The organism is Pseudoalteromonas citrea (assembly GCF_000238375.3).
GTDB lineage: Bacteria > Pseudomonadota > Gammaproteobacteria > Enterobacterales > Alteromonadaceae > Pseudoalteromonas > Pseudoalteromonas citrea.
Genome location: NZ_AHBZ03000015.1, coordinates 564,453 through 587,163 on the forward strand (window position 1 = coordinate 564,453; position 22,711 = coordinate 587,163).

Here is a 22,711-nt window from a genome sequence, read left to right on the forward strand (position 1 = left end):
AGGATAATACCTTGTTTTTGGATTACGAAAAACCACCGAGCATAAAAAGCTTAGTCCTCAAAGTAGGTATATCCGGCAAGTCCAGCATTCAACTCTGCTAAGTATTGTGCTTTGATTTGTTTGGTTATATCTAATTTACTTACTTGCTCAGAGAAGTTGTCAGAGAGTTTTTCGTGATCATAATGCACGACTTTTAACACATCTGCGACACTGTCGCCTTTTATTGCATTCGTTAACATGTAGCCTTGCTCTGTCATTTCTACATGTACCGAATCAGTATCACCAAAGAGGTTATGTAAGTCCCCTAAAATCTCTTGGTATGCCCCGACCATGAACATAGCTAGGTGATATTGATCACCAAATTGATAAGGGGGGATTGGTAAACTAGATTCTATGCCTGACCCTTCAACATACTCTCTAATTTGGCCATCGGAGTCACAGGTAATATCTTGGATAATAGCGCGCTGTGTAAGCGGCTGTTCTAAGGCTTCGATGGGCATGACTGGAAACAGCTGCTGGATCCCCCATACATCTGGTAACGACTGAAACAAAGAGAAATTCACAAACAACTTATCAGCAAGCTTTTCATTTAAATCATCTAGTACTTCTCGATGTGAACGCGCATTCTCGTTTAATGTTTCTCGCACTTGGTGCAAAATAGTAAAGTACAACAACTCAATTTGTGCCCACTGAGTCATGCTGACTAAGCCGTGTACATATTGCCCATGAGCCTCACTAAATAAATGCATGGCATCATGATAGGCCTCAAGTGCTAAGCGTGGTGTAATACGGTGTAGCACCTGCCATAACTGATGTAAAATAACATGATCTGTTTTATTTGGCGCAGTACCACACGTCTGTTTAGGAGCTTGCTCAATATCAATAACGTCGGTCACTAACACTGCATGATGTGCTGTTAATGCTCGACCTGACTCTGTGATAATGGCTGGGTGTGTCAAATCATGCTGCTCGCAAACCTCTGCAAAAGCACTCACCACATTACGAGCATACTCTTCAACGGTGTAGTTCATTGAACAGGCACTACGAGAACCTGACCCTTCATAATCAACACCTAAACCTCCCCCCACATCAACCGTTTTTAAAGGCACACCTAAACGCGTTAATTCTGCAAAATGACGGGCACACTCTATTAAAGCGCGTTGAATATCTCGGATGTTGGCTATTTGTGAGCCGATATGAAAGTGCACTAAATTCATCAAGTGCAATTTATCATGCTGCTTCAACGTCTCTACCGCTTCTAAAACCTGGCCAGCCGTTAAGCCAAACTTACCTTTCTCGCCACCGGTATTTTGCCACTTGCCTTTACCAACTGAATTTAAGCGAATACGAATACCAATAGACGGCTCAATACCCAGATCATCGATTTCTTTAATTAATGAGGTCAGTTCTGATAGCTTTTCAACCACGATATTTACTTTATGGCCCATGGCCTGTGCAATACAGGCCAACCGCAGAAATTCACTGTCTTTATATCCATTACATACAATGGTAATAGGGCTCGTCGCGATACCTAAAATCGCCATCAATTCAGGTTTAGAGCCGGCCTCTAATCCAACTAAACCACTCGGGTGTGCCAATAATTTACTCACAACAGAGCGTTGTTGATTTACTTTAATCGGGTAAACACAGGTGTATTCACCTTGATAAGCCTTTTGTTCACACGCCAATGAAAAAGCATCTGTCATGGTATCAACCCGATGCTGCAAAATATCGGTGAATCGCACCAATACAGGTAACGTTAGTCCTTGCGCTTTAAACTGCTCAACTAAGTCAGGGAATGAAATTGCTGGCGCTGCTTTTTTACCATCGGGAAATGCAACCAATTCACCTTGTTCATTGATATCAAAATAACCATCACTCCAATGTGCAACATTGTAGATATCTCGTGCTGTGTCTAAGCCCCACTTCATGGCAACCCCAAATGACTTTTATCTAAATGCGTATTTTAATACGCGTTTAGATTATTAGCGACCACAATTCATCGGCTTTACTGCAAATTTTAGCTTCGGATCACTTATAACCTTCTCACCCAAAACCTAAGTAAAAGGTATTAACACATAAAGATTGCTAGTGAAGCGCACGCTCATACTAAAATACAGTTCTGATCACTGCGATGAAATTTAATTATAGGTTGTATATTTACTAACATGCCCATCGCCACTATTTTTAAAGATACGCGAAAATAGATTGAGCAATTTCTTGCTCACTGGCAAAATTACCCGAAATAGAATAGTAAGTGTGAAATAAATATGGCAAACCTAGAAGCTAACCGCTGGTTCACCGAGGTAAGTGACCGTGATGGCAGCGCTTTTTCTCTGCGCATCAATAAAAAACTCGATGAAATCCAATCACCATTTCAAAAAGTCGAAATGTATGAAACAACCGATTTTGGTAATTTAATGATAATTGACGGTTGTACTATGGTGAGTAGCCGCGAAAACTTCTTTTATCATGAAATGATGAGCCATCCCGCTTTGTTTTCTCACCCAGCACCAAAAAATGTGGTGATCATTGGTGGTGGTGACTGTGGCACATTGCGTGAGGTATTAAAGCACCCTGACGTAGAATCAGTGACCCAAATAGACATCGACGAAGTGGTCACCAATATGTCCCTTAAATACTTCCCTGAGCTATGTGAGTCAAATAATGACCCACGCGCTACCGTGATGTTTGACGATGGCATTAAATTTATGCGCGAAGCAGCAGCTGACTCAATCGATGTAATCATTGTTGATGGCACCGACCCTGTAGGTCCGGGTGAAGGGTTATTTAATCATGCCTTTTATACTAGCTGCCTAAGCGCATTACGTCCCGGTGGGATCATGATCCAACAAAGTGAATCACCGCTTATGCATATGCCTTTGCTCATTGAAATGCGCGATGCTATGCGTGATGTTGGGTTTAACGACTTACAAACCTTACCGTTCCCTCAACCGATTTACCCTAGTGGTTTATGGTCATCTACCATGGCACGAAAAGGCGAAGCTTTCTCTGGGTTTAGAGAGCAAGATGCTGACAATGCCAAGTTTCATACTGACTATTACAACGTCGGCATTCACAAAGGCGCACTAGCTACACCAAACTTTATGAAGCGTGCATTTGAAAAATAAATAGAATTATATGAATAAAAAAACCCAAGCCTTGGCTTGGGTTTTTTTATTCACTCAGTACCTAACGTTACTTGTGGTATCGCGCACTGAACTCATGTACTGCATTAATAAATACGCCTGCATTTTCTGGGTCAACTTCAGGGGTAATTCCATGGCCTAAGTTAAATACATGACCATTACCTTCGCCAAACCCAGCGAGGATATGCTGTACTTCTTCACGTATACGCTCTGGCGTACCGTGTAACATTGACGGGTCCATATTACCTTGTAATGCAACTTTATCACCTACACGACGTTTCGCATCACCAATATCAATAGTCCAATCCAGTCCAACAGCATCACAGCCTGTTGCTGCAATTGCTTCTATCCACTGACCCCCATTTTTAGTGAATAATGTTACTGGCACTTTGCGACCATCATTTTCACGGATAAGACCATCAACAATTTTATGCATATATTGCAAAGAAAACTCTTTGTAATCACGCGGGCTTAACACTCCCCCCCATGAATCAAATATCATCAATGATTGTGCACCAGCTTTAACTTGCGCATTTAAATAATCAATGACTGAGTCCGCTAACTTATCTAATAGTAAGTGCAGTGTTTTTGGCTCAGCAAAAGCCATTTTCTTGATTTTCCCAAAGGTCTTGCTGCTACCACCTTCAATCATATAAGTGGCTAATGTCCAAGGTGAACCAGAGAATCCGATTAAAGGCACTTCCCCTTTTAATTCGCGGCGGATAGTGCTCACTGCATTCATGACGTATCCCAACTCATCGGTTGGATCTAGCTTAGGAATTTTCTTCACATCAGCAAGAGAACTGATGGGGCGCTCGAATTTAGGGCCCTCGCCTGTTTCGAAGTATAAACCTAAGCCCATTGCATCTGGAATCGTCAAAATATCGCTAAATAAAATAGCCGCATCAAGTGGATAACGGCGTAACGGCTGTAATGTTACTTCACATGCCAATTCAGCATTTTTACACAAGCTCATGAAGTCACCAGCTTGAGCGCGAGTAGCACGATATTCTGGTAAATATCGGCCTGCTTGACGCATCATCCATACTGGAGTGACATCAACAGGTTGTTTCATCAACGCACGTAAATAACGATCATTTTTCAATTCGCTCATAGCGACTCTCTCAATTCCAATGCTTTAAAAATTGTGCAGATTGTATCACTATCCACGCGAACGCTCTATTAAAAGCCAACATCAAAATAACGGAATATGATCTAGATTAAATCCCATTTACCCATAAGACCTAATCAAAGCTGATCTCAAACAACCCGCACACTTAAAACACAAAAAAGCAACATAATATCAACTTTGATAGGAATCAGCTTACTTACCAAAATCACAACAAATACTTTTTATAATAAAAATAGCAATTATTATCAACGAGCTAATTAGAATATTTACTATACATTCAAATACTTTTTATTGCCGTTAAATATTAATTTACCTAAAACAACAACGACATACAAAACAACAACTTACATTATTAATTGATAAATAAAAGAAAAATAGGTTGACCTTTGAGGCAGATTTCATTTTCATAGAGGAAAACAATCCGCAAAAGGAGTCAACTATGCTTTCTAGATTAGAACAAGCCCAACAAAAGTGGGGAGGTAGCCATAGTGTTATTGATGCATGGTTGGCTGAACGTCAGGAATTATTATTGCTATATTGTAAAATTGCTGGCTTTTCACCTTATGAAAAAAGTGAACAAGCACTGCCAGATCAGATGCAAATTCAATCTTTTTGCCAAATATTAATGGACTACCTATCAGCAGGCCATTTTGAAATTTATGACAACATTGTTGAAGCTTGTAAAGAAAAAGGGCCTGAGAGCGCACAGCTTGCGCAAGCTCTGTACCCTAAAATAGCCTCTACAACTGACATTGCCTTAGACTTTAATGATAAATATGCAGAGGCAAGTCAGGACAACGACCTTATTGATTTCGATAGTGACTTATCTAAATTGGGTGAAACACTAGAGCTTCGCTTTGAGCTCGAAGATGAGCTGATTGACAACCTCTATGCAAATTATAGTCGTTAACCCATTCTTCTTTGCGGGATGTTAAAATACATCCAATAAAAAAGGGCCTATAGGCCCTTTTTTATTGTGAATAATTGCCAGCAATTATTCAGCAGCAGCTTCCACTTTTTCGTCTTGGATTTCAAGTAACTCTACTTCGAAAACCAATGTTGAATTAGCTGGGATCTTACCAAGATCACGCTCACCATAACCTAAGCTTGAAGGAATGGTAAATTTGAATTTAGACCCTACTGGCATTAGCTGTAAACCTTCAGTCCAACCGGCAATAACGCGGTTTAATGGGAAAGTCGTTGGCTCGTTACGAGAATAAGAGCTATCAAACTCAGTACCATCAATCAAAGTACCTTTATAATGTACTTTAACCACGTCAGTCACTAATGGCTTTTTACCATCTGCAGTGCTTAGCACTTCATATTGTAGGCCAGACTCAGTAACCGTAACACCTTCTTTTTGGGCGTTGTCAGCTAAGAATTTTTCACCTTCAGCTTTGTTCTTTTCAGCATCTGCTTTTGTTTTCTCAGCTTGTAGCTCACGTACTGATGTATCAAGTGCAGTTAACACTTCACGAATTTTTTCTTCGTCAAGCTTCGCTTCGCCCGCTAACGCATCTTGGAAGCCACGCATTAATAACGCTTGATCAAGTTCTACACCAAAGCCTTTTTTGTCAGCTAAATCTTTTTGTAGGAAATTACCTACTGAAGCGCCAATACCATAAGCTTGTTGTTGTAGTTCTGTTTCAAGCTTCACTTCTACTGGCTTCTCTTCAGCTTTTTGATTACATGCAGTCAATGCTAAAATTGACGCAGCAACTAAAGACAATTTAATCGTCTGTTTCATTCTATTTAGTCTCTCTTAATCTGACTTACCTTACAGCAGTCTGTTAATATTATATTAATGGTTAAATCTATTGTAGCCACATTATCATTCATCGCAGTCGATGCCAAACGCAAACGCTAAACAGCGTATAGTAAACGCGACTTTAGCGGGTTGATACGCTAGTATCAGAGAATGCATCACTTTAAAATGGGCAGATAGCACATAGTCTACCCTTTGAGTAACATGACGTTAAGGGAAAATACCGATATTATGCCCAATGTTTTTCATGCCAGTGTTTTACTGTCACTTATGACTTTACTAGGCTGCTCTGATGCACCCAACCAAGCCGATTTGACTGTTGAGCATGCTGCACGTGGCGCTTTTGCAGCCGCTTTATCCCACGATGGCCGCTATAGCCTAGTTTCGTCTGTAGAACATGGTGTTAGTCTATGGGATAATCAAGAGCATGGTTTAAAATATCAGTGGCATCAATCCCAAATACACAACAACTTAGTCCATTCGCTCGCCATTGCCTATGACAATAGCTTTGCTGTTACTGCTGAAAACAACACCTTTGCTATTTGGAATATACAAAGCGGCCAAAACCAAGGGTTCTTTCAAATAAAACAAGGGACCATTCGTGATATTGCAATTAGCAATCAAGGCCGGTACGTCTTATATGGTCGCAGTGACAACGTAGTTGTTCACTTAGACTTAGTCAGTGGCAGGCGCATAGAGTTCCTTGGTCATCAAGAAAAAATTAATAGTATTGCATTATCTCCCAATGGCCACTTTGCACTCACAGGTGCCAATGACTACAGTGCCTACTTTTGGGATACACGAACTGGCCAGGTAATTCACCGTTTCAACCACCCCAGTAGAGTGACCAAAGTCGCGCTCGATGCCAGTGGCCAATACGCTTTTACCGCTGATAGTTTAAAAAAAGCCAGTATTTGGCAATTGACTTCAGGTGATCTTGTCTCACAATTACAGTATATTGCGCGACAGAAAATATTCAGTGCAGTGCGTTTTGGCCAAAACAGTGATTTGCTTCTTACAGGGTCGCCTAGCCGCCAATTAGATTTGTGGCAGGTTAGCAACGGAGAAAAGCTAGCTTCATGGCTGGTCGAACCCAGAGCGGGTAGCAGACCTAAATCGGCGGTGGTATTTGACGTCGCATTTTTGGAGCAAGAACACGCACTGCTCACCGAAAGCTCTAGCGGATTACTAGAGCGCTTTAAGCAAGCGAGCCGTTAATGACTGATTTAGAAAACAGGGTGATGGAATTAGAAGCCAAAGTCTCTTTCCAAGATGATACCATCGAGACCTTAAATGATGAACTTCGTACTCACCAAAGACATCTGGCAAAAATGCAGCGCCAAATTGAATTAATTGGTGAAAAGATGAAAGAGAGTCAAGACTCAGGGCTTATCCCACAACATCAAGAGCCCCCACCGCCGCATTACTAACCTAAAAAGCCAGATCTTACTCTGGCTTAAATACACCAATCACCTGCTCAAACTGCCTTGTAGAAGCTTGCACGGCTTCTTTTGGTTGTGTCATAACATGACCACATGCAACGCACTCAACTTTCTCTACGTCATGCTCTTTAAATAGCATCATCACATCCATCTTTTTACATTCAGGACACGATGCGCCGGCAATAAAACGTTTCTTTTGTCTCACTCTGCTCCCCTACAACTGGGTTATATTACAACGACGCCATTTTATCCTAAAGCGACTAAGCATGATACGCTTGAACAGGATAAAGCAGATCATGTTATGATAGTGGCAATGCGTCTTTAGAATTGAAATTATGATCCAGCTGTCTGATATTGAATTACTTCGTGGTGGTAAAACACTGTTAAAAAATGCCAACGCTACTTTATTTCCCGAACATAAAGTCGGCTTAGTTGGCGCAAATGGGTGTGGTAAATCGTCTCTTTTCGCGCTGCTAAAAGGTGAGCTACAATTAGACTCTGGTAATTTTCAATTTCCTAAAGACTGGTCTATTGCCTCAGTAAAACAAGAAACGCCCGCATTGGAGATCAGTGCCCTCGAATATGTATTGCAAGGACATACCGAATATTATCAATGTCGCACAGCACTGCAACAGGCGGAATTAAACGGTGATGGTGCAGCACAAGCCAAAGTTCATCAAAAGCTAGAATTAATAGAAGGCTATAGCATCGAGTCTAAAGCGGGTGAGCTACTTCATGGTTTGGGGTTTAGCAACGAGCAAATAGACAATCCTGTGAGTGCCTTTTCTGGTGGCTGGCGAATGCGTTTAAATTTAGCCCAAGCGCTCATTCGCGATGCTGATTTACTACTGCTTGATGAACCTACCAACCACTTAGATTTAGATGCAGTCTATTGGCTAGAACGCTTTTTACGAGCTTATACTGGCACGCTGGTATTAATCTCTCATGACAGAGAATTTTTAGATGCGGTAATAGACCAAATTTGGCACATAGATCAAAACCTTATCAATGTGTACAAAGGTCACTACTCTCAATTTGAACGCCAAAAAGCAGAGCGTATGGCGCAACATCAAGCGCTATTTGAAAAACAGCAAGAACATATTGCGCATTTAGAACAGTTCATTACACGATTTAAAGCCAAAGCCAGCAAAGCCAAGCAAGCCCAAAGTCGCGTAAAAGCGTTAGAACGTATGGAAAAGCTGGCACCAGCCCATGCAGACTCGCCGTTTAATTTTGAGTTTGCAGAGCCCAGCGCACTGCCTAATCCATTGATGACCTTAGACAACGCAGTGGCAGGATATGGCGATATCACTATTTTACATCAAATTAAATTGAACCTGGTACCAGGCAGCCGCATCGCCTTACTCGGTCGCAACGGTGCAGGTAAATCGACGCTGATTAAACTACTCGCTGGTGAACTCACTCCACAAGCCGGTGAAGTGTTTCAACACCAAGGCCTAAACGTCGGGTACTTCGCTCAACACCAATTGGAATCGTTAGACTTGCAAGCAAATGCCATCACGCACTTGCAGCGTTTAGACCCTAAAGCCAGTGAGCAATCATTAAGAGACTTTTTAGGCGGGTTTGCGTTTATTGGCGATAAAGCTTTAGAGCCGGTCGCCCCATTTTCTGGCGGAGAAAAAGCGCGCTTAGTTCTTGCCATGCTTGTTTATCAAAAGCCCAACTTGTTATTACTTGATGAGCCGACCAACCATTTAGATCTAGAAATGCGCCATGCACTTGTTATGGCACTCCAAGGCTTTGAAGGGGCAATGGTCACCGTATCTCACGATCGCCATATGCTGAAAAACACCGCCGATGAGTACTACTTAGTCGATAACGGAACCGTCACCAAGTTTGGTTACGATTTGGATGAGTATTATCAATGGTTACTTAACGCCAACAAAGAAGCTGCTAAAAAGCCAGAAACTGAGGCAAAAAGTCACTCTAGCAGTAATCGCAAAGAACAAAAGCGTCTAGAAGCCGAGTTTAGGAAATCAGTCCAACCGCTTAAGAAACAAATAGAAAAGTTAGAAAAGTCACTCGATAAATATACCGAAGAACTTTCTGCCATTGAAGTACAACTGGCTGATAACGATCTTTACCACGACGACAATAAAGCTAAGTTGACGACCTTGCTTAGCCAACAGGCTGACGTTACCCCAAAGCTCAATCAAATTGAAGAAGATCTATTAATGGCCCTTGAGGAATTAGAAGAAAAAGAACAGACCTTCGAGCAGGGGCTCAGTGCATGAAAACCCCCTCAGCAGCAGAGTTTTGGCATTTCTCTTGTGAAGTCTATGCATTGACAGGGGTGCAACCACACCTATTGTCACTACAAGATTTACATAATAAAAATGTCAATTTATGCTTGTTACTGCTGTATTTGGAGAAACACCAAGTACAGCTTTCACTAGCTCAGGGTCAGATGTTAGAAAGCCTTTGTCGTGATATCGATGCACAACTTTTGATACAGCACCGTTTATTGCGACAAACATTAAAATCAACATACCGACAGCATCCAAGTTATCATGATGTTCGGGCCCAATTACTTGACAGTGAATTAGCACTTGAAAAGTTTCAACAATCGCTATTAATTGAAGCATTAAGTAAGACCGAACTTTGCCATGATTCAACTCCAAACAACCTCTGTTTATACCTTGATAAACAATCTGAGCAAAGCCTCCGACTGTGCTGTTCAGCTCATAAAACATGATCGAGATCAAACTGACACCCTAAGTAAAATAACTCATCTATAAAACTTGATCTTGATCATCATTCACTCAGCCACCCTCTACTAATATGTATACATCAACTAACTAGGAGGCACGGCAATGAGCGTATTCTTCAGAGACTTTTTTACTGACCCAGTCTTATTTTTATCATTCGGGTTTTTAGCGATTGTTATCGGCCTGTGTCTTTTCTATGTGTACTATTTTATGAAAAAAATCAACGATGCCGAAGTACCTGAGCCATAGCATTGTTATGCCACACACAAGATAAACAGTCAGTTCTCAATATTAAGAATTAAGCACGACGCACAAAGCACCTTACTAACCCAGTTAGTCGGGTGCTTTTTATTTGCTGTGATTTCACTTATATAATTCTCAACAGGTGCGGTGTTTTTTGCTAAACTAGTGAGCCCGTTGATAGCAAGATGTTTTATGGACTACTCATTTAAAAGTGCATGGTGGATGCGCAATAGACATGTGCAAACAATACTGCCGCGGTTTTTTAGACCTTTTCATAAAGTCCCCGTATGCTTTGAAGAATTAAATACGCCAGATGGCGACTTTCTTGAACTAGCTTGGGCACCACAGAAAAAAGCCAAAGCACCTATTGCTATTGTTTTACATGGTTTAGAAGGTAATATTAATAGCTTTTACGCCAAAGGGATGCTGAACGCGCTGAATAGCAATGGCTTCAATACTGTCTTGATGCACTTTCGAAACTGCTCACGTGCGCCCAATAGATTAGCAAGAGCTTATCACAGCGGGGAAACAAGTGATTTAGCGTATTTAGTGCAAACATTAAAGCAGCGTTATGTGGATAGTCCTCTTTATGCGGTTGGGTTTTCTCTCGGCGGAAATGTACTGGCTAAGTATTTAGGCGAACGGCAGGACAATAGCGGTTTATCTGGTGCCGCGGTGATTTCAGCCCCTTACCACCTGTCATCCTCTTGCCAAGTGATCCGACAAAGCTGCCACGGCCTATATCAAAAATACTTACTTGATAGAATGAAAAAGTCATTCTCGCGAAAACTACCAACGATTCAAAGTGTCTTACCAATAGATAAGAACACGCTAAGCAACCTAAATGATCTATGGCAGTTTGATAACCTCATTACTGCCCCTTTACATGGATTTAAAGGCGCGGAAGATTATTATCAAAAGGCCAGTGCACAATCCTATCTAAAAACCATTCAGACTCCAACATTGCTGATCCATGCCAAAGATGATCCGATGCTATCTAAAGAAGCAATTCCGAATCAAAACCAAGTCAGTGATTCTGTTAAGCTGGCAGTATCAGAACAAGGTGGGCATGTTGGGTTCATTGGCGGTAGCAATCCATTAAAGCCTCAGTTCTGGCTTGAACAAATCGTGCCACACTATTTCTCCTCACTTAAAGTTACGGACAAATCTCGATGATCATTCCCCATCAACAGCTCGACCCTAATACACTGACTAACCTACTAGAGCACTATGTACTGCGTGAAGGGACTGACTATGGTGAACAAGAGTTTTCTACTGAGCAAAAAATGGAACACGTTAAAGCCCTGCTTATCTCAGGAGAGGCTTTGATTGTATTCTCAGAGCTACATGAATCTGTCAATATAGTGACTAAAGCCCAATTTAATGCCATGCAAAGTGAAGATTACTCTTAAGGGAGTTCTTACTGCTTTGCTTTTCAGTTATAGTTTAGTCATGACAACTAAACTATATAGGCGAAATCATGACCTTACGCTATTCTCTTTGCGCTTTGGCATTGGTAGTTTCAGGTGCACAAGCTAAAGATTATCAAGCATCTGAACTTGCTCACCGTCTTGCACAACAAAATATTCTCATCGATACACACATTGACGTACCGTATCGTTTAAAAATGCAATGGGATGATGTAACTAAAGCAACAGACGGTGGTGACTTTGATTACCCAAGAGCAGTACAAGGCGGCTTAAATGCGCCCTTTATGTCAATTTATATTCCTGCCAACCTAGAATTTGAAGGTAAAGGAAAAAGCTATTTACTGGCAAACCAATTAATTGATGGTATGGAAGCTTTAGCATTTCGCGCACCAGATAAGTTCGCAATTGCCTATTCAACTAAAGATATCCACAGCCACTTTAAACAAAAGAAAATGTCTATTGCGATGGGAATGGAAAATGGCTCACCGATTGAAGGAGAGCTAAGTAACCTTAAGCATTTCTTTGACCGTGGGGTACGTTATATTACCCTCGCACATTCGCAAAGTAACCATATATCAGATTCGTCGTACGATGTACGTAGAAAATGGAAAGGGCTGAGCCCATTTGGTAAAGAGCTCGTGGTTGAGATGAATAAGATTGGTATGTTAATTGATGTATCACACATTTCTGATGCTGCTTTTTACCAAACCATGGAAATATCTAAAGTACCGGTTATTGCTTCCCACTCTTCTTTACGCAAATATACACCCGGCTTTGAGCGAAATATGGATGATAAAATGCTAAAAGCTTTAAAGAAAAATGGCGGCGTTATCCAAATTAACTTTGGTTCTAGTTTTGTCACCGCCACGTCAAGAAACTGGTACGACGGACGCAATAAAGCACGTAAAGAAGCACAAGAAAATGGTTCGGCGGGCACTAATTTTGCTGCAGCCTACCGCGCGAAAAACCCATTCCCATTCGCTACGTTAGAACAAGTGCTAGATCACATTGATCATGTTGTTAAACTCATTGGCATTGATCATGTGGGTATTGGGTCTGATTATGATGGCGTTGGTGACTCTTTACCAGTTGGTTTGAAAGACGTATCTACCTATCCCAATCTAGTGCAAGGATTATTAGATAGAGGATATAGCCAAGGTCAAATTAAAAAGATCTTAGGTGGAAACACACTTCGTGTATGGCGACAAGCTGAAGAGTACGCTCGTCAATTCTAGCCTTTATATCAGGCAATGATAAGGTTATTGTTGCCTATACCCGCATCATTTTAAATAGTTACTCAAGTAGTTATCTGTGAAATTAAAGGAAATTAGAAAAGATACGGCTTTGAAAATGATGTTTAAACTAGAAGATATAAGATTTGAAATACAGGAATTGGTTGCGGGAGCCGGATTTGAACCGACGACCTTCGGGTTATGAGCCCGACGAGCTACCAGGCTGCTCCATCCCGCGCCTGTATTGCAGAGATTGTTTTGAGTTGCTCTACATGACAACTTTGGTTACCAAACTTATAAAAAGAATTGGTTGCGGGAGCCGGATTTGAACCGACGACCTTCGGGTTATGAGCCCGACGAGCTACCAGGCTGCTCCATCCCGCGCCTGTATTGTAGAGATTGTTTTGAGTTGCTCTACATGACAACTTTGGCTACCAAACTTATAAAAAGAATTGGTTGCGGGAGCCGGATTTGAACCGACGACCTTCGGGTTATGAGCCCGACGAGCTACCAGGCTGCTCCATCCCGCGCCTGTATTGTAGAAATTGTTTTAAGTTGCTCTACATATCAACTTTGGCTACCAAACTTATAAAAAGAATTGGTTGCGGGAGCCGGATTTGAACCGACGACCTTCGGGTTATGAGCCCGACGAGCTACCAGGCTGCTCCATCCCGCGCCTGTAGTTTAAGCTATAAAATCTTAAACTTAACTCTTAAAAAACCAGTTTAGATAACTTGTCTTTCGAAGAGGTCGCTATAGTATAGGATTCTATTTTAAATGCAAGTATTTACGAACTTAATTTGCAACTTACCGTTGGTGGGCCATGTTTTTGCACAAACGCTGTATGGTTTTCACTCAAACGCTACTCGGTAACGCGTTTATGTGGGTTGATCATCGTTCGCCAAGGCCAATCTGAATGTCCCATAACGATAAAATCAGGGTTTTCAATGCTCTCACGTTCGTTATAGGTAAGCGGGTTAAATTCTGCATCAGTAATACACCCGCCTGCTTCTTCAACAATCACTTGTGACGCGCCAGTATCCCATTCTCCGGTTGGGCCGACTCGCAAAAAACAATCGGCTTTCCCCTCAGCAATAATACACGCTTTGAGTGAGCAAGAACCCATTGGCACTGTCTCAAATGGGTTTTCTACAAACTGACTAACGACGGCAAGGTTTTGTCTGCGACTCACTGCTAATGTCAAATTACTCGGTTGTGATACAGAGATTTTGCTCTCACCTATTTCTGAGCGCTTGAATGCCCCCTCGCCTTTAAGCGCATAATAAGTGGTGTTTTGAACAGGCCAATAGATCACTCCTAGTACTGGCTTGTTATGTTCAATTAAAGCAATATTAACGGCAAAATCGCCACTTTGCAGAATAAATTCACCTGTCCCATCAAGGGGATCTAATAACCAATAACGCTGCCAATGTTGGCGCTCTGATAATGCAGGAATAGGAGTTTCTTCCGACATAATAGGAATATCAGGGGTCAAATGCTTTAATCCAGCCATAAGGACATCATTCGCAGCAATGTCCGCTAATGTGACCGGCGTGTGATCTGACTTTTCGCGGGCACCGATGTCATCGTTTTTATAGATAGACATAATAGCTGCGCCAGCTTGTTCCGCTAATTTAATACAAGGTTCTAATAATGCGTGCAAAGTTATCCCTCCGAGGCTAAAAACTGCTGAAGTAGTAATAAGGCAGCAACACTGCGTGCCTCAGTAAAGTCAGGCTGTGTTAATAACGACTGCCACTCATCCAAGGGCCACTTTACAACAACCAACTCTTCAGGTTCATCGCCTTCCAATGACTCAGGGTATAAGTCTTGCGCCACGAGTATGTGCATCTTCGCATTAAAATAACTCGGCACCAGCGATAAAGTTTTCAAGTCAGCAAATTGCTTTGCCCCCATACCAACTTCTTCTTTTAACTCTCGGTTACCCGCCTCAACCGGTGCTTCACCTGGGTCAATAAGCCCTTTCGGGAACCCTAATTGATAGTTGTGCGTGCCCGCACAATACTCTCTAACTAATAAGAGTTCATTGTCAGCGGTGATTGGGATCACCATCACAGCACCGCGCCCACCGCCGCGTACACGTTCATAAGTACGGTTTTCTCCATTAGAAAATTGTAAATCAAGAGACTCAATGGTGAATAGCTTACTTTTGGCCACAACTTCACAAGTTATGATCTCGGGTGGTGACGGGTGCTTTTTCTGTGACATAGGCATTTTTTTGCTATCATGACGGTAACTTAATCATAAAGCCTTTAACGAAAAATGCCTATGCTAAATTGGTCAAATATCGATACCGTTTTACTTGATATGGATGGAACGCTACTTGATTTACATTTCGACAGCCACTTTTGGCTCACTGTCATTCCAAGAGAGCATGCCAAAAAGCAAAATATAACACTGGCTGAAGCAACCGCCGATATCATGAAACGTTATGAAGCAGTTGGTGGGCAAATTCAATGGTATTGCTTGGATTATTGGCAAGCACAGCTCGACTTACCAATCATGGCACTTAAACGAGAAATACAACATTTAATTACTGTGCGAGAAGACACACCCGCATTTTTAAATGCATTAAAGTCGGCTGGGAAAGAGCTTATTTTATTAACAAACGCACATCCTGATAGTCTGTCACTTAAGATCGAGCGAACGCAATTTGATCAATATTTAGATAAAATTATTTCAACGCATGAATATGGTGTGAGTAAAGAAAGCCAAAGCTTATGGCAGCAAGTACAAGCTGATCTACAATTTGATAAGGCACGCACTTTGTTTGTTGATGATAGCTTAGCAGTGCTAGATGCTGCAAAGAAGTATGGGATAGCTCATCTATTGGCCATAGCTAATCCCGACAGCAAGCAGCCAGCGAATAACATCACTGGCTACCATGCAATTACAGATTACCGTACTTTATTACCATTAACGGATAATGAAGTTAGCTAGGGTAACGTGCTACTAGCCCTGCATAGACGTTCTTCGCAAAGTCTGGATGCTCTGTATCAAGACTTTTGACCACTTCAACTAAATGTTCATTGTCTTCTTGGCCGTTCCACACTTTGATGTATGTGCCGTCTTTGTAGCCATGATCTTGACGGAAAAAATTGAGCGTATTTTTACCCACATAACCGCGATATAGGTCGTCAATAGTCATATCAATTTGCTGCATACAACCCGCAAATGCTTGTGCATTAAAAGTTTTTTCAGCGACCGCTGATGCCGCCAATTGTTCCAACGTTTGCTTAAAGTCAGCAGCACACTGCGGCTGTTGTAATTGTGTATCGAGCTGCTCAGCGAGGTCTTGATATGAGGTTTTTCCATCAATACGTAGCGATAGCCCAAAATGAAAGATATCAACAAGCTCCAAAATAACTTGCTCTGTATCAGGTGTTTGCTTTTTCCACCACTTCCAACCGTAATGGTCTAGCATTTCGGCACATTCAACCCAGATAGCACGATACCAATCAAACCCTTGATTAAACCATTGCTCGTGAACTTTGGTGTTCATGGCATTTTGCATTTCTAGCATTACAACCAGTTTAGTGACATTGGCAGACATTGTGCTCTCTCTATGATCATTTCAAAGGCAATATGATACCCCACTGAAAGAAATTCGCCACTTGTCCGTTCTAATACAGTTCACTAATTTATTAAGAGAGTTCTATGCGTTTTTTTACTGTAATCTCTGTACTGCTCATCGCATTTGTACATATTCATTCAGCAAATGCGGCCCAAATCACCAATATTGTTTCCTCTCCTGAACAAGTAAGTCCGTTGTTGCCTGGCTTAAGCGCGCCACAACTTACGCTTTTAAATCAAGACAGTAAAGCTATAGATCTAGAGCGTCTTTATGCCAATAAAACCACCGTTGTGGTGGTATATCGAGGAGGCTGGTGCCCCTATTGCTCGCGCCAACTTGCTGGCATAAAAAAAATTGAAAGCCAAATTGCACAGTATGGCGCACAAATTATTGCTGTAGCACCTGATAGCCCTGAAGAGCTAGCAAAAAGTAAAATAGACTCACCCAACTACCAGCTATTATCAGATGACAAACTGGCGTTGACTCAAGCGCTTGGCTTAGCCTATTTCTTGGATGATAAAACCGCTAAAGCATATCGCGATCGTATGGGGGTTAACTTTGTGGATTTAGACGGGCAAAATAAAGTCGCACTGCCTGTACCTGCGGTATTTGTGATTGATAAAAAAGGGCTGGTGCAGTTTCAATACGCTAACCCAAACTACAAAGCTCGCTTAGATGAATCAGTGTTATTGGCAGCGGTAAAAGCAGCCAGCGCGCTATAAGCTTTATTTAAAACCGCTAGCACATTGAACTAGCGGTTTTCTAACCGATTATAATCAAAAATACCATACTCTATTCCACGGTATTCTTTTGCTACTCTATGCAAAATATCACTATATTGCCAAAACTGAGGGTGCGTACGACGAATGGCAAAATCCGCCTTTAAAGCACGATATTGCGCCTCGTTCGACACTTGCTGCAAACGTGATACAAATTGCACTGCATGCGCTTGATTGGGTAAGTACCAAACCGCTTCAGGATAATCACCAATAAACCCAGGTACTAAAATCGCGGTATCTTCATCATAGGCACGTTGCCCCGTTTCATTTAATAAGCTAGAAATATTGTAGTGCGCATTATGGTGGATCAATGTATACGCACTATGTCCAGTTCCGTCTGCATTTTGTTGTAAAATGAATGACACTTGTGGTAACAAATTTACCGTTTTACTTGATAAATTGTTAAGCTCTTTAAATAATTCAGGCACAGCTCGATAGTCGTATTTATCACTCAATATCGGGGCTAAAAATTGCTGCAGCTTAGTCATTAATTCATCTTTCGGTGATGCAGTAACATATTCAATTCCTGTTTGCGCGCCCCACAGTGTATTGCGATTAATAAACTCACTTAAACTAATATGTGAACGTCGATACCAATGCTGTTTGACTGTCTTTCTGGCATGTTTTGGGAGCAAGTTAATAAAATTTTGCTCTCCTTCTAAGCGTAAAAAATCCATATATAGGCGGGTATTCAACTGATGGCCAATATTGCCGTATACATCAAACCCAGCCACCAGCAAATAATGGATTCGCTCAAATAGTGCATAATCTAATATCCACATAGTCTTTGGCTGTTGGCCAATAAAGCCTTTTACCACAGTCGCACTATCAAAATGCCTAAATACCGTCAGAGCTGCATTGCGATTGTCCCCATCACCTTGCCACAACAAGTCCAGTGTTACCTTGTTAGTCTGTGCCAGCAATTTATCGGCTAATGCTGTTTTTGCTTTCAAATAGTCATGTTGGTGAGCCGCATACTTAGTCCAGCTTGAAATCGGCAATACATTACTCTGGTCTGATGCAGGCAATGCTAGCTCATTATCATGTGTGAGTAATAACTCACTCACTGCTGGTGAGCTATTCTTATCGGGATCAACAAACGCGACCCAAAAGTGATCATTAATCACATTTAATGCAACCTGACCACGACATACAGGGCCTTTGATGTAACCTTTTATGATCAGTTCCGCTTCATCAAGCATAAATTGATATTTTGACTTAACTGGAATTTTCGCAAAAGCTTTGAACGGGTTTGAAGCTACCTTTGGCTGATAACTTGGTAAGGTGTCGACTTGGTAGTCCGCGGCAATAAACTGCTCGTACAAACGCTGCATTTTCTTGCCATTGAGCGCCAGCGGCATATGTGTTTTAGCTAAAATAGTACTGCGCTCATGCATCAACCGATAATAGACGCGCGATGTATTAGGCTCATCATACGGACGACGTGTCGCTATTAATTCAATCTCTTTTCCAGGCGGTGTTCTAGAGCGTACCAGTTTAAAAAAATTGACCGATTTTTTTGTATTTTCACTCGGAAAATAAATATTAGCCAGATACCAATGTTCATAAATATAGCGTGCCGACAATTGATACTTCAGCGGACTCTGGTTAAGAAATGCTTCCCATTGCGTTACTTGCTGCTGTTCAAAATCGCTTGCAGGCGCAATATGTGCCACTTTCGCGCCAGTGCGTAACCAAGTCGCCAATGTGTTAAATTCATTCGGGGATACTGCTGGCAATCCATAGGGCATGCCCGCATGAGGCTGACGTTTAGCCAGCATGGAAAATTCATCCATATTTGCACAGCTTTGTTTACGGTCAAGTGAGAAATCATATTCACTGCCAAGCACCCCTTGCTGCTGCATTGGGTTACCCATTTTAAGTAGCAAACTATTATAAAACACGCTGCCCATTAGGTTAGCCTGCTCTGTTTGCACCCGCTCATTTAAAACAGGCGTAAACCCTTTCTCACGCCATTGCTGTGTAGTATGAGCATCATACAGCAAACGGCTAGGCTGCTGTGCCAGTAACCTAGTCCCATCATACACGCGCTCTTTACTCAGACCTCTATCTATCCCCTCGGGAGAAGTTAATTTTAGCTGGCACGGTGCATCGTAACAACCGTGACAAACTACACAACGTGTATCTAGGACCGGCTTGACCGAAGTTAAATAGTGCGCCCCTAAACCTTGTTCATTACTACTTAACCGCGCTTGCGGCTGTGCTTTACCAAATAAATCATCATATTTGCTAAAACCAATCGCCGCACACCCCGATAAAGTTAAGACAACCAGTAATGATATCCAAAGGCGCTGTCGCATTATTCTTCCTCGACTTCTTCGCCCAAGTCAAAAGTTGGCATCATCTCTATTGGTGGTGAAATAAACACTTGCTCAGTTTCATCACTCAGAACGGCACTTAAAACTGGACCATGATTCAACAATAGCTGTGCCTGATGGCTCTGTTCTAGTAACTTGCTAAACGTCGAATCGACGACTTCTAATTGGTAATTATCTAGCGTGATACTCACACTTTCCTCCGCACTGGGATTTTGGCATAAGTTAGCCAGTAGAGTCTCATCTAACACCACATTCAAAACCAAATCAGGTGCTTCAATATCTCGAGATTCAATCTCATCATTGAGTAAAAATAAAGGTAAGGACAATGGGGTATTTTGTGATAATTCCATAATTTTCCGTTAATATAAGCACTATAATAGTGCTCATATTAGCATAATATCCCTGAACTGAATGTGATTTAACACGTCCGTAAATCGTTCACAATAAGCATGCTACCACGGAAGTATTTCACCATTGGAGTGCCAAAACCCACCAGTATTCTCAACCGTCAATTCATCAATACGCATGATCAACCTCTGTGCTGCGACCTCAGCGGAAATATCCCCTGCAAAATTCACCATCGCAGTTTGAACAAAGCCAGGATGCAACAAGCCAACTGCAATGCCTTTGGGTTTAAGCTCATGCGCTAAGCTTACACTGGCTGCATTCAATGCGGCTTTTGACATGCGATACCCAATATAGCCACCAGAACTATTATCACTAATAGATCCCATTCGACTGGTGATCATTGCCACTTTAGCCCCTTTATTTAAATGCGCTTGAAGTGCATGCGTCAATTTGATGGGCGCCACGGCATTCACCTGCAATTGCTGCTCAATCGCGGTAAAATCCATGTTAGCTAAAGTTTCATTACTAAACACACCTGCATTGTTTATTAATAGATCAATCGGCGTCTGTGCTAAATGAGTAACTAGCCGTGCAATATCGGTATCACAACTAACATCAATACCTGTCAGAATATTGATATTTTCTATGCTTTTCAATTCAGGAGATGATTGACGAACTACGGCAGTCACCGTAAACCCTGCCGCAGTATATTGCTTACAAAACTCTAAACCTATGCCTCGGTTTGCGCCTGTGATCAAAACATGTTTGCTCATATGACTTCCTTTTAAAATAATTTAAATATACAAAAGTACGAAGTACTTCTCTCTATTAGCTGAGGTTTTTGGGGTAACGACTAATAAATTCAAGCCTACACTAAACGGTATTTACTAATATACCTGCTATGTTTTAGTAAGTATTTTTCGATAGGCACACGTTTAAATGAGACTCGTCTTCGCTATTCTCTTCATTTTGGTATTGCCCACCAGCATTGCAAAGCCTTATACCATCAATGCAAGTGAAGCGCTCTCATACCACCTTGGTCAACAACAAGTTGTCGCTATAATGAGTGAAATTTATCGCCCTTTAGGCATTACGCCCCATGTTGTATTTATGCCCAGCTACCGAGGATTAAAGCATGTTGAAGCGGGCATATTAGATGCCGAAGGTGGTCGAGTCGATATCGTAATGCAAAAATATAGCAATATTATCAAAATCCCCACTGCGATAGCCAACTCTCAGTTGGCTATATTTTGCCTTACAAAAACAGCCTGCATACTCAATAAAACAGTATCGATTATTCGGATCCATGGTAGCTTAATTGCAGAGTACTATTGTCAACACAACAGCTTAAAATGTACCGCGGTGCAAAATGATGTGTCCGCTTTCCAAGCTTTAGGAAAATCAAACGCGCACATTTTACTCGCCAATAAGATCTTCCCAAAAGGAGCACTATGCGCCTCAGGGTTAAAAAAAATCTATCTTCGGCTATTAAAAAATGAACACTACCCCGTTTACCATTATGTTCACCAGCGTAATAAGCATTTAGTCAACCAACTCAATCATTCCATAAAAAGCCTGCATAGTTCCGGTAAACTAGATGCTTTGTTAGAAGTATTACAAGGTAGCTTTGTTAAATGTGGAGGTCAGGTCATTAAGCTCCCAGATACAGAGCTAAAATGATGCTTTATCAATATCCCCTGACGTTGACTCCATAACAGAAAAAACCGCTCCGCTCGGATCCGTCAACACCGCAAATCGTCCAATACCTTCAATGTCTGTAGCTGGTACACAGACCTGACCACCTAAGTGCGGTGTGTTTTCAACCATAGCGTCACAATTTTCAACCGCTAAGTAAATCATCCAATGCGCAGGGGTATCTTTGCCCCATTCATCAGTCACTGGCATAAGCCCAGCAACCGGCTGGCCGTTAATATTAAACAAGGTGTACGTGATGTCGCCCATAGGATGTTGCTCAGCTTGCCAGCCTAATAATTGCGTATAAAACGCTGAGCTGGCCTTAACATCTCGTGTTGTTAACTCATGCCAATAAGGAACATTAAACTCTAAAGCCCGCTGTGAACCAGAATGCTCTTTTGCTTGCCAAAGCGCTACAAGTGCTCCACCCGGATCACTCATCATCACCATACGACCAGCCCCTGGTACGTCATGAGGGCCATGAATAATGTGGGCTCCCAGCTTTTGAGCTTCAGCTGCTTTAGTATCAACGCTTTCAACGGCTATGTAGGCTAGCCAATGGCTAGAAACATTGGCCTCAACTTGCTCAGGCATCATTTGGTACATCGCCGCTATATCATCTTGCTGTTTTTTCAACAGGGTATAATAGCAATCTTCGCCGATCGGCTGATCGTCAAATTGCCATGAAAAAAGCTGAGTATAAAATGGTTTTGCTACCGCCCAATCACTCGAACATAACTCAGCCCAACAAAATGTCCCCGGAGTTACGGAGGTTACCTTTGGCATACTGACCTCTCTTTTTAATTACTTTCACACTGTAACAAGTAAAGCAC

At 41.8% G+C, this 22,711-nt stretch carries 23 protein-coding genes and 4 tRNA genes; 12 read left to right on the forward strand and 15 right to left on the reverse strand.

Annotated elements, in window-relative coordinates; genetic code table 11:
- Positions 1-50: 50 nt before the first annotated feature.
- The gene (gene speA, locus PCIT_RS10070) at positions 51-1,931 is read right to left on the reverse strand and encodes a biosynthetic arginine decarboxylase (RefSeq protein WP_010363797.1); all 1,881 of its coding nucleotides are present in this window, start codon (positions 1,929-1,931) and stop codon (positions 51-53) included.
- A gap of 339 nt (positions 1,932-2,270) precedes the next feature.
- Here speA and speE point away from each other — a divergent pair, with 339 nt between their 5' ends.
- Positions 2,271-3,131, forward strand: a complete 861-nt coding sequence (speE, locus tag PCIT_RS10075; RefSeq protein WP_010363799.1) for a polyamine aminopropyltransferase — start codon at positions 2,271-2,273, stop codon at positions 3,129-3,131.
- Positions 3,132-3,198: 67 nt separating this feature from the next.
- On the opposite strand, the gene hemE is transcribed toward speE, so the two are convergent.
- Complete coding sequence (hemE, locus tag PCIT_RS10080) at positions 3,199-4,263, reverse strand: uroporphyrinogen decarboxylase (protein WP_010363801.1); 1,065 nt, start codon at positions 4,261-4,263, stop codon at positions 3,199-3,201.
- A gap of 457 nt (positions 4,264-4,720) precedes the next feature.
- On the opposite strand from hemE, the gene PCIT_RS10085 reads away from it, so the two are divergent.
- Positions 4,721-5,191 (forward strand): Rsd/AlgQ family anti-sigma factor, encoded by a 471-nt coding sequence (locus tag PCIT_RS10085; protein WP_010363802.1) that lies wholly within the window; start codon positions 4,721-4,723, stop codon positions 5,189-5,191.
- A gap of 84 nt (positions 5,192-5,275) precedes the next feature.
- On the opposite strand, the gene fkpA is transcribed toward PCIT_RS10085, so the two are convergent.
- Complete coding sequence (gene fkpA / locus PCIT_RS10090; protein WP_010363804.1) at positions 5,276-6,028, reverse strand: FKBP-type peptidyl-prolyl cis-trans isomerase; 753 nt, start codon at positions 6,026-6,028, stop codon at positions 5,276-5,278.
- Positions 6,029-6,277: 249 nt separating this feature from the next.
- Between fkpA and PCIT_RS10095 the strand changes: the two genes are divergently transcribed.
- Together PCIT_RS10095 and PCIT_RS10100 are read left to right on the forward strand one after the other, a co-directional pair.
- Positions 6,278-7,264, forward strand: a complete 987-nt coding sequence (locus tag PCIT_RS10095; protein WP_010363805.1) for a WD40 repeat domain-containing protein — start codon at positions 6,278-6,280, stop codon at positions 7,262-7,264.
- Positions 7,264-7,476, forward strand: coding sequence for a SlyX family protein (locus PCIT_RS10100; protein WP_010363806.1), 213 nt, complete (start codon positions 7,264-7,266; stop codon positions 7,474-7,476). Before PCIT_RS10095 ends, PCIT_RS10100 begins: the two co-directional genes overlap by 1 nt.
- Before the next feature lie 16 nt (positions 7,477-7,492).
- Here the strand turns inward: PCIT_RS10100 and PCIT_RS10105 are convergent, their stop codons facing one another.
- Positions 7,493-7,693 carry a YheV family putative zinc ribbon protein gene (locus tag PCIT_RS10105; protein WP_010363807.1) on the reverse strand — a complete coding sequence of 67 codons (201 nt, stop codon included), beginning with the start codon at positions 7,691-7,693 and terminating at the stop codon, positions 7,493-7,495.
- Between the two features lie 130 nt (positions 7,694-7,823).
- Here PCIT_RS10105 and PCIT_RS10110 point away from each other — a divergent pair, with 130 nt between their 5' ends.
- The 5 genes from PCIT_RS10110 to PCIT_RS10130 all read left to right on the forward strand — a co-directional run bounded on the left by PCIT_RS10110 (position 7,824) and on the right by PCIT_RS10130 (position 13,125).
- Positions 7,824-9,743: an ATP-binding cassette domain-containing protein gene (locus PCIT_RS10110; protein ID WP_010363808.1), complete on the forward strand. Its 1,920-nt coding sequence runs from the start codon at positions 7,824-7,826 to the stop codon at positions 9,741-9,743.
- Positions 9,740-10,204, forward strand: a complete 465-nt coding sequence (locus PCIT_RS10115; RefSeq protein WP_010363809.1) for a TIGR02444 family protein — start codon at positions 9,740-9,742, stop codon at positions 10,202-10,204. The genes PCIT_RS10110 and PCIT_RS10115 overlap by 4 nt, the downstream gene beginning before the upstream one ends.
- 448 nt (positions 10,205-10,652) lie before the next feature.
- Entirely contained in the window at positions 10,653-11,636 is a 984-nt protein-coding gene (locus tag PCIT_RS10120; RefSeq protein WP_010363811.1) for a hydrolase, read from the forward strand.
- Positions 11,633-11,872, forward strand: a complete 240-nt coding sequence (locus tag PCIT_RS10125) for a YheU family protein (RefSeq protein ID WP_010363812.1) — start codon at positions 11,633-11,635, stop codon at positions 11,870-11,872. Before PCIT_RS10120 ends, PCIT_RS10125 begins: the two co-directional genes overlap by 4 nt.
- A 68-nt stretch (positions 11,873-11,940) precedes the next feature.
- Positions 11,941-13,125 (forward strand): dipeptidase, encoded by a 1,185-nt coding sequence (locus tag PCIT_RS10130; protein WP_010363813.1) that lies wholly within the window; start codon positions 11,941-11,943, stop codon positions 13,123-13,125.
- 158 nt (positions 13,126-13,283) lie between these two features.
- Here PCIT_RS10130 and PCIT_RS10135 read toward each other — a convergent pair.
- The 6 genes from PCIT_RS10135 to nudE form a co-directional block, all read right to left on the reverse strand.
- A tRNA-Met gene (locus PCIT_RS10135) sits at positions 13,284-13,360 on the reverse strand.
- A 69-nt stretch (positions 13,361-13,429) separates the two neighbouring features.
- Positions 13,430-13,506: transfer RNA gene (locus PCIT_RS10140), tRNA-Met, on the reverse strand.
- Between the two features lie 69 nt (positions 13,507-13,575).
- Positions 13,576-13,652, reverse strand: a tRNA-Met gene (locus PCIT_RS10145).
- Positions 13,653-13,721: 69 nt separating this feature from the next.
- Positions 13,722-13,798: transfer RNA gene (locus PCIT_RS10150), tRNA-Met, on the reverse strand.
- Between the two features lie 186 nt (positions 13,799-13,984).
- The gene (gene cysQ / locus PCIT_RS10155; RefSeq protein WP_010363814.1) at positions 13,985-14,785 is read right to left on the reverse strand and encodes a 3'(2'),5'-bisphosphate nucleotidase CysQ; all 801 of its coding nucleotides are present in this window, start codon (positions 14,783-14,785) and stop codon (positions 13,985-13,987) included.
- A gap of 2 nt (positions 14,786-14,787) precedes the next feature.
- Positions 14,788-15,351: an ADP compounds hydrolase NudE gene (nudE, locus tag PCIT_RS10160; protein ID WP_010363815.1), complete on the reverse strand. Its 564-nt coding sequence runs from the start codon at positions 15,349-15,351 to the stop codon at positions 14,788-14,790.
- A gap of 60 nt (positions 15,352-15,411) precedes the next feature.
- Between nudE and yrfG the strand changes: the two genes are divergently transcribed.
- Complete coding sequence (gene yrfG / locus PCIT_RS10165; protein WP_010363816.1) at positions 15,412-16,083, forward strand: GMP/IMP nucleotidase; 672 nt, start codon at positions 15,412-15,414, stop codon at positions 16,081-16,083.
- Here yrfG and PCIT_RS10170 read toward each other — a convergent pair.
- Positions 16,076-16,696 (reverse strand): dUTP diphosphatase, encoded by a 621-nt coding sequence (locus PCIT_RS10170; protein ID WP_010363817.1) that lies wholly within the window; start codon positions 16,694-16,696, stop codon positions 16,076-16,078. The genes yrfG and PCIT_RS10170 overlap by 8 nt on opposite strands.
- Before the next feature lie 104 nt (positions 16,697-16,800).
- Here PCIT_RS10170 and PCIT_RS10175 point away from each other — a divergent pair, with 104 nt between their 5' ends.
- The gene (locus PCIT_RS10175; protein WP_010363818.1) at positions 16,801-17,439 is read left to right on the forward strand and encodes a peroxiredoxin-like family protein; all 639 of its coding nucleotides are present in this window, start codon (positions 16,801-16,803) and stop codon (positions 17,437-17,439) included.
- 29 nt (positions 17,440-17,468) lie between these two features.
- On the opposite strand, the gene PCIT_RS10180 is transcribed toward PCIT_RS10175, so the two are convergent.
- The 3 genes from PCIT_RS10180 to PCIT_RS10190 form a co-directional block, all read right to left on the reverse strand.
- The gene (locus PCIT_RS10180; protein ID WP_010363819.1) at positions 17,469-19,817 is read right to left on the reverse strand and encodes a fatty acid cis/trans isomerase; all 2,349 of its coding nucleotides are present in this window, start codon (positions 19,815-19,817) and stop codon (positions 17,469-17,471) included.
- Complete coding sequence (locus PCIT_RS10185) at positions 19,817-20,185, reverse strand: hypothetical protein (RefSeq protein ID WP_010363820.1); 369 nt, start codon at positions 20,183-20,185, stop codon at positions 19,817-19,819. Before PCIT_RS10185 ends, PCIT_RS10180 begins: the two co-directional genes overlap by 1 nt.
- Before the next feature lie 102 nt (positions 20,186-20,287).
- Complete coding sequence (locus PCIT_RS10190; protein ID WP_010363821.1) at positions 20,288-20,956, reverse strand: SDR family oxidoreductase; 669 nt, start codon at positions 20,954-20,956, stop codon at positions 20,288-20,290.
- A 166-nt stretch (positions 20,957-21,122) separates the two neighbouring features.
- On the opposite strand from PCIT_RS10190, the gene PCIT_RS10195 reads away from it, so the two are divergent.
- Positions 21,123-21,863 (forward strand): type 2 periplasmic-binding domain-containing protein, encoded by a 741-nt coding sequence (locus tag PCIT_RS10195; RefSeq protein ID WP_010363822.1) that lies wholly within the window; start codon positions 21,123-21,125, stop codon positions 21,861-21,863.
- On the opposite strand, the gene PCIT_RS10200 is transcribed toward PCIT_RS10195, so the two are convergent.
- Positions 21,855-22,664, reverse strand: coding sequence for a VOC family protein (locus tag PCIT_RS10200; RefSeq protein WP_010363823.1), 810 nt, complete (start codon positions 22,662-22,664; stop codon positions 21,855-21,857). The genes PCIT_RS10195 and PCIT_RS10200 overlap by 9 nt on opposite strands.
- Positions 22,665-22,711 lie beyond the last annotated feature (47 nt).